Origin of the sequence: Leeia aquatica (genome assembly GCF_012641365.1) — a bacterium.
Classification (GTDB): domain Bacteria; phylum Pseudomonadota; class Gammaproteobacteria; order Burkholderiales; family Leeiaceae; genus Leeia; species Leeia aquatica.
Window position 1 is genome coordinate 559,442 of sequence record NZ_JABAIM010000002.1, and the last position, 13,794, is coordinate 573,235.

Consider the following 13,794-nt stretch of genomic DNA (forward strand, 5'->3'; position numbering starts at 1 on the left):
TCCCGGAGTGTCTCAGTTAAACCAGTGTGCACGGGCCTTCAGGATCAGCGCCTTGGCGCGCTCCTCGTCGATGCCGGTCATCTCGACCAGCTCATCAACGGCCAATTCGGCCAGGTCATCACGGGTTTGAATACCATGTTCTACCAGCTTGTGTGCGATGGCGCTGTCCACACCGTCCACCGATTGCAGGTCCATTGCACCTGCTTCCAGCTGTTCCTCGCTGGCGATGGCACGGGTCAACAGTGCATTACGGGCACGACTGCGCAGTTCGTTCACAGTGTCTTCATCGAAGGCATCGATTTCCAGCATTTCGGCCAGCGGGACATAGGCTACTTCTTCCAGCGTGGAGAAGCCTTCGTCCACCAGCACGTCCGCCACTTCTTCATCCACATCCAGCGTGGTGATAAACAGCTGACGGATGGCCGCGAATTCGGCGGCATTCTTTTCTTCCGCCTGATCCACGGTCATGATGTTGATTTGCCAGCCTGACAGCTCGGAGGCGAGGCGCACGTTCTGGCCACCGCGACCGATGGCAATCGCCAGCTGGTCTTCATCCACCACCACGTCCATGCTATGGGCTTCCTCATCCACCGAGATCTTGCTGATCTCGGCCGGAGCCAGCGCGTTGACCACAAAGCTGGCCGGATCGCTGGACCACAGGATGATGTCCACGCGTTCGCCGGACAGTTCATTGGTCACCGCCGTCACACGGCTGCCGCGCATGCCAATGCAGGTACCCTGCGGGTCAATGCGCGGATCGTTGCTTTTGACTGCGATCTTGGCGCGCACACCCGGGTCACGCGCCGCGCCCTTCAGCTCGATCAGGCCTTCTTCAATTTCCGGCACTTCCAGCTCGAACAGCTTGCCGATGAATTGCGGCGAGGTGCGCGACAGGAACAGTTGCGGACCGCGTGCGGTACGCTCGACCTTGGCGAGGAACGCACGCACCCGGTCGCCCACCCGCAGATTTTCCTTCGGGATCATCTGGTCACGCGGCAGCAGGGCTTCCAGCTTGCCGGCTTCGATGATGGCACCGTTACGGTCCATGCGCTTGATCACGCCATTGACCAAGTGTTCCTTGCGGGCCAGGAAGTCTTCCAGCAGTTGCTCACGCTCTGCATCACGGATGCGCTGCAAGATCACCTGCTTGGCGGTCTGTGCGCCAATGCGGCCAAATTCAATGGCTTCCAGCGGCTCCTCCACGAACTCACCCAGTTCGAGCTTGAGTTCCGGATAATCCTCTTCCACCTCGTGCGGCATCATTTGCTTGCTGGGGAATTCGAACACGTCCTTTTCGACGATTTCCCAGCGACGGAAGCTCTGGTATTCACCGGTGACACGGTCGATCTGCACACGCACATCGATATCTTCGCTGTAACGCTTCTTGGTGGCCGAGGCCAGCGCATACTCCAGCGCGCCAAACACCACTTCCTTATTGACGTTCTTTTCCCGAGCCAGCGCGTCGACCAGCAACAGAATTTCACGACTCATGTCTTGCCTCCGGGGATTCCCAATAACCTTGTCATACCTGCCTGACGGCCGTTTCTCATGAAAACGCCGCTGTTAGAATTCCGGTTCCAGCCGCACCTTGTCGACCTGCGACATCGGTACCGCCTGTGCCTGACCGTTCACCTCAAGGGTCAGCACATCGTCCTGCAGCCCTTTCAGATGCCCTACCAAGCGTTTGTGCCCATCAAGCGGGGTGCGCAGCTTGACCTTGATCTTGCGACCGGCAAAGCGTACAAAATCCGCCGGTTTGTTCAGCAAGCGATCCAGACCCGGCGAGGACACCTCCAGCCGGTCATAATCCACGTTCTCCACCAGGAAAACGTTGCTCAACTGGTTGCTGACCCGCACGCAGTCATCAATGGTGACGCCACCATTGCTCTGGTCCAGCCGGTCGATAAACAGCTGAAAGCCGCCGCGAGGGGTTACCACCAGATCAACCAGCTCAAACCCCATCCCGCCCAGCGTGTGTTCGACCAATGCGCGAATGTCCATACCCGTTCCACAAACAAAAAAAGGGCCGAGGCCCATCAGTACTGAAAAAGCGAATCCGATAAACGGCTGGATTGTACCAGACTTGATGCCGATTGACAAAACCGGCCACTATCGCCTGATAAAAAAGGCCGGGCAGCACGCTACCCGGCCAATGTGCACGTAAGGTGACACAGGGAATCAGTCGATACGTTGCTCGGTCTTGGGGTCGAACAGTACCGCCTTGCTCAGATCGACGCCGAGGCGAATGGTTTCACCCGGCAATTTGGCATCCCGCGGATGCACGCGACACACCACTTCCTTGTGGTTCAGTTCGACAAACACCAGGGTATCCGGACCAGTCGGCTCAATGATGTCGACCTTGCAGTCGTAACCTTCGCTGTTGGCGGTGAGTTGTTCCGGGCGAATGCCCAGCACCACGTCCTTGCCTACCCAGGCTTCCAGACCCTTCTTCTCCGGCAGCGGGAACACCCAGTGTTGCTCACCGTGCTGAATCTCCACGCCGAGCCCACCCTCGCGGGCCACCAGCTTGGTCGGGATGAAGTTCATCGACGGCGAGCCAATGAAGCCTGCCACGAACATATTGGCCGGGTTGTCGTAGATTTCCTGTGGGCTGCCGAACTGCTGGATCACGCCATCGCGCATCACGGCAATACGATCACCCAGCGTCATGGCCTCAATCTGGTCGTGCGTCACGTACACCACTGTGGTCTTGGTACGCTGATGCAGTAGCTTGATTTCGGTCCGCATCTCCACACGCAGCTTGGCATCGAGGTTGGACAGCGGCTCGTCAAACAGGAACAGCCCCGGGTTGCGTGCCAGCGCCCGCCCCATCGCCACCCGTTGACGCTGGCCACCGGACAGCTGCCCCGGCTTACGGTCCAGCAAATGTTCAATTTGCAGCATTTTGGCCACACGGGCCAAGGTGGTGGCCTGCTCTTCCTTCGGCACGTTACGCATTTCCATGCCGAAGGTGATGTTCTGCCGCACATTCATGTTGGGATAGAGCGCATAGCTCTGGAACACCATGGCGATATCACGGTCCTTCGGTGGTACATCGTTCACCACCCGGTCACCGATCACGATTTCGCCGCTGGTGACGCTCTCCAGGCCCGCAATCAGGTTCATCAGGGTGGACTTGCCACACCCGGAAGGCCCGACCAGGATCAGGAACTGCCCCGGCTCGATCTCGATATTGATGCCCTTGAGGATGTCGGTCCCGCCGAAGCTCTTTTTGACATTCTTGATTTTCAATGCACGCATGTTTGCATTCCTTTGCGGGGCGCGCCCCGTCAGCCCTTGACGGCGCCGGCGGTGAGGCCGCGCACGAAGTATTTGCCCGCGATGAGGTACACCAGCATGGTGGGCAGACCGGCAATGATGGCCGCCGCCATGTCCACGTTGTATTCCTTCACCCCGGTGGAAGTATTCACCAGATTGTTGAGGCCCACCGTAATCGGTTTGCTGTCTGCTCCGGAGAACACCACGCCAAACAGGAAGTCGTTCCAGATATTGGTGAACTGCCAGATCAGCGTCACCATGAAGATCGGGGTGGACAGCGGCAGGATGATGCGCCAGAAGATGCGGAAGAACCCTGCGCCATCCAGCGTCGCAGCCTTCACCAGCTCATCCGGAATCGAGATGTAGTAGTTACGGAAAAACAGCGTGGTCGACGCAATCCCCATCAGCACGTGCACCGTTACCAGCCCCCAGATTGACTCGGTCAGCCCCAGCCAGCCCAGCGTCTGCGACATCGGCAGCAGCACCACCTGCAGCGGCATGAACACGCCAAACAGCATCAGCGAGAAGATCAGGTCCGATCCCTTGAAGCGCCACTTGGTCAGCACATAGCCATTGATGGCCCCCAGCAGGGTGGAGGTCAGCACAGCTGGCACCACCATCATCACCGAATTGAGGAAGTAGGGCTTGAGGCCACTGCATTCAATACCGGTACAGGCACCCGACCACGCCTTGAGCCAGGCGGTAAAGTCCAGCGCACTGGGCAAGGCCAGCAGGCCGCCGTTGCGGATGTCATCCATCGACTTCAGCGAGGTGGACAGCATCACATACATCGGCATCAGGTAGAACAGCGCGGCCAGCAGCAGCACTGCATAAATCACGAAGCGTCCGCTCTTAGCCATTTTTCTTGTAACCCCGCAGCTCCGAATACAGATAAGGCACCACGATGGCCGCCAGCATGGCCAGCATCATGGTGGAACTGGCCGCCCCCATACCGAGCTTGCCGCGCTCGAACGCCATGGTGTACATGAACGAGGCCGGCATGTCGGTGGAGTAACCCGGTCCGCGATTGGTCAGGGCAATCACCAGGTCAAAGCTCTTGATCGCCAGATGCGCCAGAATCATGATGGTGCTGAAAAACACCGGGCGCAGCGACGGAATGATGATGCGCCAGTAGATGCGCGGCAGCGAGGCACCATCCACCTGGGCCGCCTTGATGATGGAATCGTCAATCCCGCGCAAACCGGCAAGGAACAGCGCCATCACGAAGCCCGAGGACTGCCACACCCCAGCAATCACCACCGTGTAGATGGCGTAATCCGGGTTGACCAGCCAGTCGAAGGTAAAGTTGGGAAAGCCCCAGGACTGCACCAGATGCTCCAGCCCGAACTCCGGGTTCAGCATCCACTTCCAGGCGGTACCGGTCACGATGAAGGACAGCGCCATCGGGTACAGATAGATACTGCGCAGCGCCCCTTCCAGACGGATCTTCTGATCCAGCAGGATCGCCAGAAACAGGCCCAGTACCGTGCCCACCAGGATGAACAAGCCGCCGAAAATACCCAGGTTCTTGACCGCCACCCACCAGCGGTCGTTCTCCCACAGTGCCTCATAGTGCACCGTGCCCGCCCAGTCATAGTTGGGCAGCATGCGGGATTCCGAGAACGACAGGTAGCCGTTCCACAGGATGAAGCCATAAATGAAGATCAGCGACAGCACAAAGGATGGCGCAACCACCATCTTCGGCAACCACTGGTCCAGTCGGCGCGTGCCGACAACGGATGATTGATCAGACATGACAATACCTTTGCTCGTCAGGCAAGCCTGTATGCATTGACTATACAACACCCCGTGCAGGACGCACGGTCAGGGCATTGGAAAGTGAAAAGGGGCACGCAGCATGACGCTGGTGCCCCTTTTCACGCCGGGCCTGGGCCCGGCGTCAAGGCTTGCGTCAGACTGGTAACGCTTACTTGGCTTGTGCTGCAGCGGCGATCTTGGCCATGGCGTCTTTGGCGCTCATGCCGTTGGTGTTCCAGTAGTTGGAAACGGCATCCTTGATGGCGCCTGCAGCAGCCGGGGAAACGGCCATACCGTGGGCGATGGACGGTTGCAGACCGCCATTCTTGGCCGTGGCCAGGAAGTCCTTGTTGGACTGCTGGGCGCAGCTGTCAAACTTGTCCATCTTGGAGTCGGTGCGTACCGGGATGGAACCCTTGTTCAGGTTGAATACTTCCTGGAATTCCGGGCTCAGGATGGCAGCAGCCAGATCGCCTTGTGCCTTGGCATTGTTGGCATCCTTCTGCTTGAACATCACGAAGCTGTCCACGTTGAAGGTGTAGGCATTGGCGGAACCCGGAGTCGCTGCGCAGACGAAGTCGGTGCCTGGTGCCTTGCCAGCAGCAACGAATTCACCCTTGGCCCAGTCACCCATGATTTGCATGCCGGCCTTGCCCTGGATCACCATGGCAGTAGCCAGGTTCCAGTCACGACCCGGAGCGCCCTTGTCCACATAGCTCTGGATCTTCTTGAACACGGTCAGGGCTTTTTCCATGGTCGGCGACTTCAGCGCCTTCTGGTCCAGCTTCACCAGTGCATCGTTGTAGAACTTGGCACCACCGACACCCAGCACCACCGCTTCAAAGGTGGTGAAGTCTTGCCAGTCCTGGCCACCGTGTGCGACCGGGATAATGCCTGCAGCCTTGAACTTGTCGGCCAGCGCGAAGAATTCGTCCCAGTTGGCCGGAGCCTTGCCGCCCACCTTGTCCAGCGCGGCCTTGTTGACCCACAGCCAGTTCACGCGGTGCACGTTCACCGGGGCCGCCACGTAAGCGCCCTTGTATTTCATCTGCTGGGACACGACAGACGGCAGCACCTTGTCCCAGTTGTTGGCCTTGGCAACGGCAGAGATGTCTGCCACGCCGCCTTCAGCCGCCCATTCCTGGATGGCCGGGCCCTTGATCTGTGCAGCTGCAGGCGGGTTGCCCGACACCACGCGCGACTTCAGCACGGTCATGGCATTGTCACCAGCACCACCAGCCACCGCGAAATCTTTCCAGGTGTGGCCCTTGGCCTGCATCATCTTCTTCAGTTCAGCCACCGATTTGGCCTCACCACCGGAGGTCCACCAGTGCAGCACTTCCACTTCACCAGCCACCGCTGCACCAGCAGCACTCACTACACCAGCTACGGTCAGGGCTTTGAGCAGGGTTTTCAGTTTCAGCGACACGTCTCTTCTCCTTACAGGAAAAATTTATAGGTGACAGACAAATTGGTGTTGCTGCCTGTTACAGCACGCCAATTGCTGCTCACTATAGACAGCTACCTTACAGAAGTAAATAGCTTTTGTAAGTTTTGAGTAAGTTTTTTGGAGGCACACGGTAAGCAAATGCACATACAAATGACAGCACACCGTCAGCTCCGCGCTGAAGCTGGCTTCCAATGGCTACACGCAAGCGCCTACTTGCGGGCAATCACCAGCAAGCCGCTGACAATCAAGGCAGCGCCCAGCAGCATGCGCACGCTGATCTGCTCTCGCAGCAGCAACCAGGCCAGCAGCATGGCCACCACGACACTCCCCTTGTCGATCAGGGCCACGGTGGCCACATCACCGGCCTTCAGCGCCTTGTAATAAAACACCCAGGAAATGGCGGTGGTCACACCCGACAGGCCCAGCCACAGCAGATTACGCCCATGCAAGGTCTGCCAGCTGGACAGTGGTACCGCTTGCGCGGCAAACAGCAGAATGAAGAGGGCGACAAACAGCGTACGCACGGTCAAGCCCAGCTCCGCCGAGATGCCCTGTAACCCTTGCTTGGCGACCACAGAAGTAAAGCCCGCAAAAAACATGGATACCACGGCATAGCCCACCCAGCGCTCCATGTTCACCCTCCTTCCCATTGCACTGCATCACAGGCGTTTGGACTTACCGACCGGGTACCAGGCCAGGCATGACCATTGCAGCCATCCTGCATTCAAGCCAGCAATCAGTCCGCCTCCAGCGGGAAACGGACCTGCACCCGCAAGCCGTGCGGCACCACATCCTGCAGCAGCACTTCGGCGGCATGACGGCGGGCGATTTCCTGTACGATGGCCAGGCCCAGTCCGCAACCATTACCCGTTTGCACCCCTCGATAGAAGCGCTCGAACACGCGCTCCTTGTCCGCTTCGGCGATGCCCGGTCCGTCATCCTCCACTTCAACCACGGCCTTGTCGCCCTCCCGACGCAAGCGGACGGTCACCGTACCGTTTTGCCCAACATAGCGGTTGGCATTATCGATCAGGTTCAGCAGCAACTCGCGCAACAGCGCACTATTGCCCGCAATGTGCACCGCCTCCGCCCCGACCTCGCACCCCAGATCCACCCCGGCCTGCAAGGCACGGGGTACAGCCTCGGCGGTCACTTCCCGTAACAGCTTGCCCAGCTCCACCGGTGCCCGCAGCAAGGCATGCTCCTGCTCAGGCTCTGCCCGGGCCAGCGTCAACAGCTGGTTGACCAGGTGAATGCTGCGGGTGGCACTGGTATGCACCCGCTGCAAGCGCTCGCGCAGCTGGGCAGGGTCAGTTTCCTGCATGGCCAGTTCAGTCTGTGATTTCAGCCCTGCCAGCGGCGTGCGCAGCTGGTGCGCAGCATCGCCGATAAAGCGGCGCTGCACACTGATACTGTGGTTGACGGCGCCCAGCAGGGCATTCAGCGCCTCGGCCAGCGAGCGCACCTCGTCCGGCGCGCTGTGCAATTCGATTGGTGCCAGATCTTGCGGGTTGCGATTCTCGACCTGCCGGCGCAGGCGCCGCAAGGGGTTAAGGCCACGGCTGATCCCGCTCCACACCAGCACGCTGGTCAGGCCCATCAGGATGGACAGGGGCACCACGGTGGCGTACAGAATCTCGCGCGCCAGCTCTTCCCTCGCCACCACCCCCTTGGCCACCTGCACCAGCAGCAACTGCGGCTGTTTAACCGAGCCATAGTTGAGGTACAACGCCGCCACGCGGACGGTCAGGCTGCCCAGTTTGCCATCGTAAAAGAAGGGATCATTCAGGTGCACGCTCTGGCGTGACGGTACCGGTGGCAAATTACGGTTGCCCAGGATAAAACGGCCCGGAGGGGTGCTGACCATGTAGTACACCCGGTCATCCGGGTCTTCTTCCAGAATCTGCTGTGCCGCCTTGGGGAAGTCAATATACAGGCCGCCGCCCAGCGGCTGCACCTGCCGGGCCAAGGCTTTACTGGATTGCCACAGGCTGCGGTCAATCGCGATATTGGCGTAGCGCAAGGCCACGTTGTAGCTGACCCAAGCCCCCGCCACCCACAGTACCAGCTGAGGCAGCAGCAACCAGATCAACAGCAGCCGCCGCAAGGACAGCTTCCTGGGCCCCAGATTGGCTTTGGCCCAGCGCTGGGTCACGCTTCGCTGCCCTGCTGTTCCAGCAGATAACCCAAGCCGCGTATGGTGCGGATACCAACATGGCAGGGTTCCAGTTTCTTGCGCAGCCGGTGGATATAGACCTCGATGGCGTTCAGCCCCACCTCGCTCGGCTCTTCGGTCAAGCCTTCCGCGATCTGTTCCTTGGTCACCACCCGGTCACGCCGGGAGATCAGGATGTCCAGCACCGCCAGCTCGCGAGCCGACAGATCCAGCGGGGTACCCGCGTACCAGGCGCGTTGCGCAGCGCGGTCCAGCATCAGTTCGCCAAACTGCTGAGCAGAAGGCGGTAGGATATGGCTGCGACGCATCAAGGCGCGCAAGCGGGCTTCCAGCTCGGGGAATTCGAAGGGTTTGGCCAGGTAATCATCCGCACCCGCGTCCAGCCCGGCCACCCGGTTGTCCAGCCCGTCCAGCGCGGTGAGCAGCAGAATGGGCAGCGAGGGCTTGAGCATGCGAACCCGCCGCAGCAGGGTGAGTCCATCCAGCGAGGGCAGGCCAATATCCAGAATGGCGAGGTCAAACTCTCCATTCAGCAAGCGCCGCTCAGCCACCGCGCCATCGGTCTCCCACTCCACCGTAAAGCCATGCTTGCCCAGACCGGTGCACAGCGCGTCCGCCAGGATGGTGTCGTCTTCTGCAAGAAACAGGCGCATGCCGCTCTGCCCGGTCAGGTTTTGGGCAAGGTGACACCCACCTGCCCTTGGTATTTGCCACCGCGGTCGCGGTAGGAGGTTTCGCAGACATCATCAGCATCCGCTTCGAAGAACAGCACCTGCGCGCAACCTTCATTGGCATAAATCTTGGCAGGCAGCGGCGTGGTGTTGGAGAACTCCAGCGTCACATAGCCTTCCCACTCCGGCTCAAACGGGGTGACGTTGACGATGATGCCGCAGCGGGCGTAGGTGGACTTGCCCAGGCAAATGGTCAGCACTTCGCGCGGGATGCGGAAATACTCTACCGTGCGCGCCAAGGCAAAGGAATTCGGCGGGATGATGCAGACGTCACCCTGAAAATCGACAAAGTTGTTGTGGTCGAAATCCTTGGGGTCCACGATGGTGCTGTTGATATTGGTGAAGATTTTGAATTCATTGGCGCAACGTATGTCATAGCCATAACTGGAGGTACCATATGACACCACACGCTGTCCGTGAACTTCTTTCACCTGGCCCGGCTCAAAGGGCTCGATCATGCCGTGTTGCTCGGCCATGCGGCGTATCCACTTGTCGGACTTGATGGACATCTGCTCCCCTTTCAATCTACTGCACGGCTTGCAGCAATGGTCTATTGTAACGTTGAACCGGCATGCTGCGCCAATGCCCCACACCGGACCCTGAAATGACAATGACAACAGGACTGAGCATCATGGACCCCGCCGCACCCGATCCTGCGCCGACTGAGCCGTCCTCATCCACAGCGCCGGTCAAGCTCAAACGTTGGCAACGTTTCTGGGAGATGCTGGGCGGGCCGGCGGGCTGGGTGCTGGCCTTCCTCAATGCGGTGCTGGTGGGCTGCGCACTGTGCTACTGGTGGCTGCTGGATGACTACACCACGGTGGACGATGCCATTCGTGCAGGCATCCTGGGCGGCAGCCTGCTGTTGCTGCCCCTGCTCGCCAGCTGGCCCCTTCCGGCCTTGCGCCCCAGCATCCGCTGGCTGGGGCTGTGTGGCTATGTGCTGTTGCTTGCCGCGCTGATTGCCTTGCTCACCGCCAGTGGCATGTTGCTGCAGCTACTCGTGCAGGTCCTGCACGTTTATCAGTGAGCAAGAGGCCCAATACGCTCAGTTCTGCTGGATGACAATCTTCGGGAATTTGGCGCTGAAATCCTGCTGCATGTCGCCCACCCGTACCGCCACCCGGCGCGCAATCTGCCGGTAGATATCCGCGATTTGCCCATCAGGCTCGGCCACCACCGTCGGCGAGCCCGCATCCGTGCTGCGGCGGATGCCCAAGTCCAGCGGCAGCTGGCCCAGCAGTTCAACCTTGTAGTCCTGCCCCATGCGCGCACCGCCCCCTTCGCCAAAGATCGGCTCAGCGTGTCCGCAGTTGGAGCAAATGTGCATGCTCATGTTTTCCACGATGCCGAGAATAGGCACATTCACTTTCTCGAACATCTTCAAGCCCTTGCGGGCATCAATCAGTGCAATGTCCTGCGGCGTGGTCACGATCACGGCACCGGTCAGCGGCACCTTCTGCGCCAGCGTCAGCTGAATGTCGCCGGTGCCGGGTGGCAGGTCCACCACCAGATAGTCCAGATTGTCCCACTGCGTTTCGTTGATCAATTGCAGCAGCGCCTGGGTGACCATCGGACCACGCCAGACCATCGGCTGCTCCGGATCAATCAGAAAACCGATGGACATGATCTGCAGGCCGTGGCCTTGCACCGGCGTCATGTGTTTGCCGTCAGGTGACTCGGGACGAACACTCTCCACCCCCAGCATGGTCGGCTGGCTGGGGCCATAGATATCCGCATCCAGCATCCCCACGCGCGCACCCTCCGCAGCCAGCGCCAGTGCCAGATTGACAGCGGTTGTCGATTTGCCGACGCCACCCTTGCCGCTGGCCACTGCAATCACATTCTTCACGCCCGGAATATGCGGCACGCCCCGCTGCGCGGCATGCGCCACAATCTCGCTGCGGATCTGCACCTGCACGGCCCCGGTGCCGGTCGCGGCCTGCACCGCCTGACGGATCTGCTCAGCAAATTGCGGGAAAAAACGCTGCCCGGGATAGGGCATGGCCAGCTCCAGCTGCACGGTATTGCCGTCCAGGTGCAGGCGTTTGACGGCTTTGCTGCTGATCAGGTCCTTGCCGGTATTGGGGTCGATCTGCTGTTGCAGTACCTCGCGTACTGCCTGTTCGCTGAATGCCATGATGCGCTTTCGTGCCGAAGTGTGCGCCCGGCAGAACAGTGCCGGGTCCATGCTTGATCTGCCGATTGTACCAAAGCCAACCGTCTGCGGCAGCCGGGAATTGCCGACAGCAGCGCGGTGATGGTTTAGAATGCGGGGTTATTGTTCCAATTACCAGCCGAAGCCCTAACATGACCACGCCTCCTTTTGCCAAACGCCAGATTCTGGTCACCAGCGCCCTGCCCTATGCCAACGGCCCGATCCACCTCGGCCACATGCTGGAGCAGATCCAGACCGACATCTGGGTGCGCTTCCAGAAAATGCGCGGGCATGAGTGCTATTACATCTGTGCGGACGACACCCACGGTGCGCCCATCATGCTGCGCGCCGAAAAGGAAGGCATCACGCCCGAAGCGCTGGTGGCACGCTCACTGGTAGAGCACCGGCAAGATTCGGCAGGCTTCCTGATCCAGCACGACAACTACTACAGCACGCACTCGGATGAAAACCGCAGCTACGCCGAAATCATCTACGCGGCGCTGAAAGCCAATGACAAGATTGCCGTACGCACCATCAACCAGCTGTTCGACCCGGAAAAGGAAATGTTCCTGCCGGACCGCTACGTCAAAGGTGAATGCCCGAAGTGTGGCGCCAAGGACCAGTATGGGGACGCCTGCGAAGTCTGCGGCACCACCTACGCCGCCACCGAACTGAAGAACCCCTACTCGGCGGTATCGGGTGCCACACCGGTACTGCGTGAATCCGAGCATTACTTCTTCCGGCTGACCGAGTGCAGCGACATGCTTCGTGACTGGACCCGTGGCGAAACCACGCTGGCGGATGGTCGTGTGCAGCCACACCTGCAGCCGGAATCGCTGAACAAGATGAATGAGTGGATCGAGGGGGGCCTGTCCGACTGGGACATCAGCCGTGATGCGCCCTACTTCGGTTTTCCGATTCCAGGCACCGACGGCAAGAAGTTCTTCTACGTCTGGCTGGATGCACCAATTGGCTACATGGCTTCGTTTCGCAACCTGTGCGACCGCATCGGGCTGGATTTCAATACCTTCTTCGGCAAAGACAGCAAAGCGGAGCTGTATCACTTTATCGGCAAGGACATTCTCTACTTCCACGCCCTGTTCTGGCCCGCCATGCTGCACTTCAGTGGCTTCCGCAAGCCTACCGGGGTGTTCGCACACGGGTTTGTCACGGTCGATGGCGCCAAGATGTCCAAGTCGCGCGGTACCTTCATCAACGCAGGGGCTTACCTCAAGCACCTGAGTCCGGAATACCTGCGCTATTACTTTGCCGCCAAACTGAACAACCGTATCGAAGACATCGACCTGAATCTGGAAGACTTCGTGGCGCGGGTGAACAGCGATCTGGTTGGCAAGTTCGTCAACATTGCCAGCCGCAGCGCCGGTTTCATCAGCAAGCGCTTTGCCGGCAAGCTGGCAGCCCAGCTGGATGACACCCGCCTACTGGAAAAACTGCAGGCCGCCAGCGAAGAAATCGCAGCCCACTACGAAGCGCGCGATTACGCCAAAGCCCTGCGCGACATCATGGCGCTGACCGACTTGGCCAACCAGTACGTGGACGAGATGAAACCGTGGGAGCTGGCCAAACTGGAAGGCGCGGATCACCAGCTGCAACAGGTCTGCAGCGTGGCGCTCAACCTGTTCCGCCTGCTCACCTTGTACCTGAAGCCGGTGCTGCCCGCGCTGACCGAAAAGGTGGAGGGCTTCCTCTGCATCAGCCCGCTGACCTGGCAGGATGCAGGCAGCTTGCTGCTGGGCCACACCATTCAGCCATACCAGCACCTGATGACCCGTATCGACAAGAAACAGGTAGACGCCATGATTGAAGACAACAAGCAGGCGCTGGCGGCGGCCGCCGAGCCAGCAGCGGCTGAACCGGCTGCCAGCGCGGTTGAGCCGATTGCCGACACTGTCGGCATTGACGATTTCAGCAAGGTGGACCTGCGCATTGCCCGTATCGTGAACGCCGAACACGTGGAAGGCGCGGCCAAGCTGCTCAAGCTGACGCTGGACATTGGCAGCGAAACCCGTACCGTGTTCTCCGGCATCAAGGCCCATTACGACCCGGTCAGCCTGATCGGCAAGCACACGGTGATGATCGCCAATCTGGCACCACGCAAGATGAAATTTGGGCTGTCGGAAGGCATGGTCCTGGCCGCCAGCGGTAGCAGCGATGACAGCGGCGTGTTCCTGCTGGAGCCGCATGAGGGCGCCTTACCTGGCATGCGTATCCGCTAATCCTG

General features: G+C 59.8%; 13 protein-coding genes. 2 read left to right on the top strand and 11 right to left on the bottom strand.

What is annotated here, in order from left to right; genetic code table 11:
* Positions 1 to 12: 12 nt before the first annotated feature.
* The 10 genes from nusA to dcd form a co-directional block, all read right to left on the bottom strand.
* Entirely contained in the window at positions 13 to 1,491 is a 1,479-nt protein-coding gene (gene nusA / locus HF682_RS11800) for a transcription termination factor NusA (protein ID WP_168877481.1), read from the bottom strand.
* A gap of 72 nt (positions 1,492 to 1,563) precedes the next feature.
* Entirely contained in the window at positions 1,564 to 2,001 is a 438-nt protein-coding gene (gene rimP, locus HF682_RS11805) for a ribosome maturation factor RimP (protein WP_168877482.1), read from the bottom strand.
* Positions 2,002 to 2,178: 177 nt separating this feature from the next.
* Positions 2,179 to 3,261, bottom strand: coding sequence for an ABC transporter ATP-binding protein (locus HF682_RS11810; RefSeq protein WP_168877483.1), 1,083 nt, complete (start codon positions 3,259 to 3,261; stop codon positions 2,179 to 2,181).
* Between the two features lie 29 nt (positions 3,262 to 3,290).
* A complete protein-coding gene (locus HF682_RS11815; RefSeq protein WP_168877484.1) occupies positions 3,291 to 4,139 on the bottom strand; it encodes a carbohydrate ABC transporter permease in 849 nt (282 codons plus the stop codon).
* Complete coding sequence (locus tag HF682_RS11820) at positions 4,132 to 5,034, bottom strand: carbohydrate ABC transporter permease (RefSeq protein ID WP_168877485.1); 903 nt, start codon at positions 5,032 to 5,034, stop codon at positions 4,132 to 4,134. Before HF682_RS11820 ends, HF682_RS11815 begins: the two co-directional genes overlap by 8 nt.
* Positions 5,035 to 5,206: 172 nt before the next feature.
* Entirely contained in the window at positions 5,207 to 6,466 is a 1,260-nt protein-coding gene (locus HF682_RS11825; RefSeq protein ID WP_308418731.1) for an ABC transporter substrate-binding protein, read from the bottom strand.
* A gap of 230 nt (positions 6,467 to 6,696) precedes the next feature.
* Entirely contained in the window at positions 6,697 to 7,119 is a 423-nt protein-coding gene (locus HF682_RS11830; RefSeq protein ID WP_168877486.1) for an EamA family transporter, read from the bottom strand.
* 104 nt (positions 7,120 to 7,223) lie between these two features.
* Positions 7,224 to 8,642, bottom strand: a complete 1,419-nt coding sequence (locus HF682_RS11835; protein ID WP_168877487.1) for a sensor histidine kinase — start codon at positions 8,640 to 8,642, stop codon at positions 7,224 to 7,226.
* A complete protein-coding gene (locus HF682_RS11840) occupies positions 8,639 to 9,316 on the bottom strand; it encodes a response regulator transcription factor (RefSeq protein ID WP_168877488.1) in 678 nt (225 codons plus the stop codon). The genes HF682_RS11835 and HF682_RS11840 overlap by 4 nt, the downstream gene beginning before the upstream one ends.
* A gap of 14 nt (positions 9,317 to 9,330) precedes the next feature.
* Complete coding sequence (gene dcd / locus HF682_RS11845) at positions 9,331 to 9,903, bottom strand: dCTP deaminase (RefSeq protein ID WP_168877489.1); 573 nt, start codon at positions 9,901 to 9,903, stop codon at positions 9,331 to 9,333.
* 122 nt (positions 9,904 to 10,025) lie between these two features.
* Here dcd and HF682_RS11850 point away from each other — a divergent pair, with 122 nt between their 5' ends.
* The gene (locus tag HF682_RS11850) at positions 10,026 to 10,424 is read left to right on the top strand and encodes a hypothetical protein (protein ID WP_168877490.1); all 399 of its coding nucleotides are present in this window, start codon (positions 10,026 to 10,028) and stop codon (positions 10,422 to 10,424) included.
* Positions 10,425 to 10,442: 18 nt separating this feature from the next.
* On the opposite strand, the gene apbC is transcribed toward HF682_RS11850, so the two are convergent.
* Positions 10,443 to 11,534, bottom strand: a complete 1,092-nt coding sequence (apbC, locus tag HF682_RS11855; protein WP_168877491.1) for an iron-sulfur cluster carrier protein ApbC — start codon at positions 11,532 to 11,534, stop codon at positions 10,443 to 10,445.
* Between the two features lie 170 nt (positions 11,535 to 11,704).
* Between apbC and metG the strand changes: the two genes are divergently transcribed.
* Positions 11,705 to 13,789: a methionine--tRNA ligase gene (gene metG, locus HF682_RS11860; protein WP_168877492.1), complete on the top strand. Its 2,085-nt coding sequence runs from the start codon at positions 11,705 to 11,707 to the stop codon at positions 13,787 to 13,789.
* The last annotated feature ends 5 nt before the right edge of the window (positions 13,790 to 13,794 follow it).

Excerpts from the sequence above, each read along its gene's own strand:
- nusA (WP_168877481.1), bottom strand. The coding sequence starts at position 1,491 with ATGAGTCGTGAAATTCTGTTGCTGGTCGACGCGCTGGCTCGGGAAAAG.
- dcd (WP_168877489.1), bottom strand. The coding sequence starts at position 9,903 with ATGTCCATCAAGTCCGACAAGTGGATACGCCGCATGGCCGAGCAACAC.
- HF682_RS11815 (WP_168877484.1), bottom strand. The coding sequence starts at position 4,139 with ATGGCTAAGAGCGGACGCTTCGTGATTTATGCAGTGCTGCTGCTGGCC.
- HF682_RS11850 (WP_168877490.1), top strand. The coding sequence starts at position 10,026 with ATGGACCCCGCCGCACCCGATCCTGCGCCGACTGAGCCGTCCTCATCC.
- HF682_RS11820 (WP_168877485.1), bottom strand. The coding sequence starts at position 5,034 with ATGTCTGATCAATCATCCGTTGTCGGCACGCGCCGACTGGACCAGTGG.
- apbC (WP_168877491.1), bottom strand. The coding sequence starts at position 11,534 with ATGGCATTCAGCGAACAGGCAGTACGCGAGGTACTGCAACAGCAGATC.
- HF682_RS11830 (WP_168877486.1), bottom strand. The coding sequence starts at position 7,119 with ATGGAGCGCTGGGTGGGCTATGCCGTGGTATCCATGTTTTTTGCGGGC.
- metG (WP_168877492.1), top strand. The coding sequence starts at position 11,705 with ATGACCACGCCTCCTTTTGCCAAACGCCAGATTCTGGTCACCAGCGCC.
- HF682_RS11840 (WP_168877488.1), bottom strand. The coding sequence starts at position 9,316 with ATGCGCCTGTTTCTTGCAGAAGACGACACCATCCTGGCGGACGCGCTG.
- HF682_RS11810 (WP_168877483.1), bottom strand. The coding sequence starts at position 3,261 with ATGCGTGCATTGAAAATCAAGAATGTCAAAAAGAGCTTCGGCGGGACC.
- rimP (WP_168877482.1), bottom strand. The coding sequence starts at position 2,001 with ATGGACATTCGCGCATTGGTCGAACACACGCTGGGCGGGATGGGGTTT.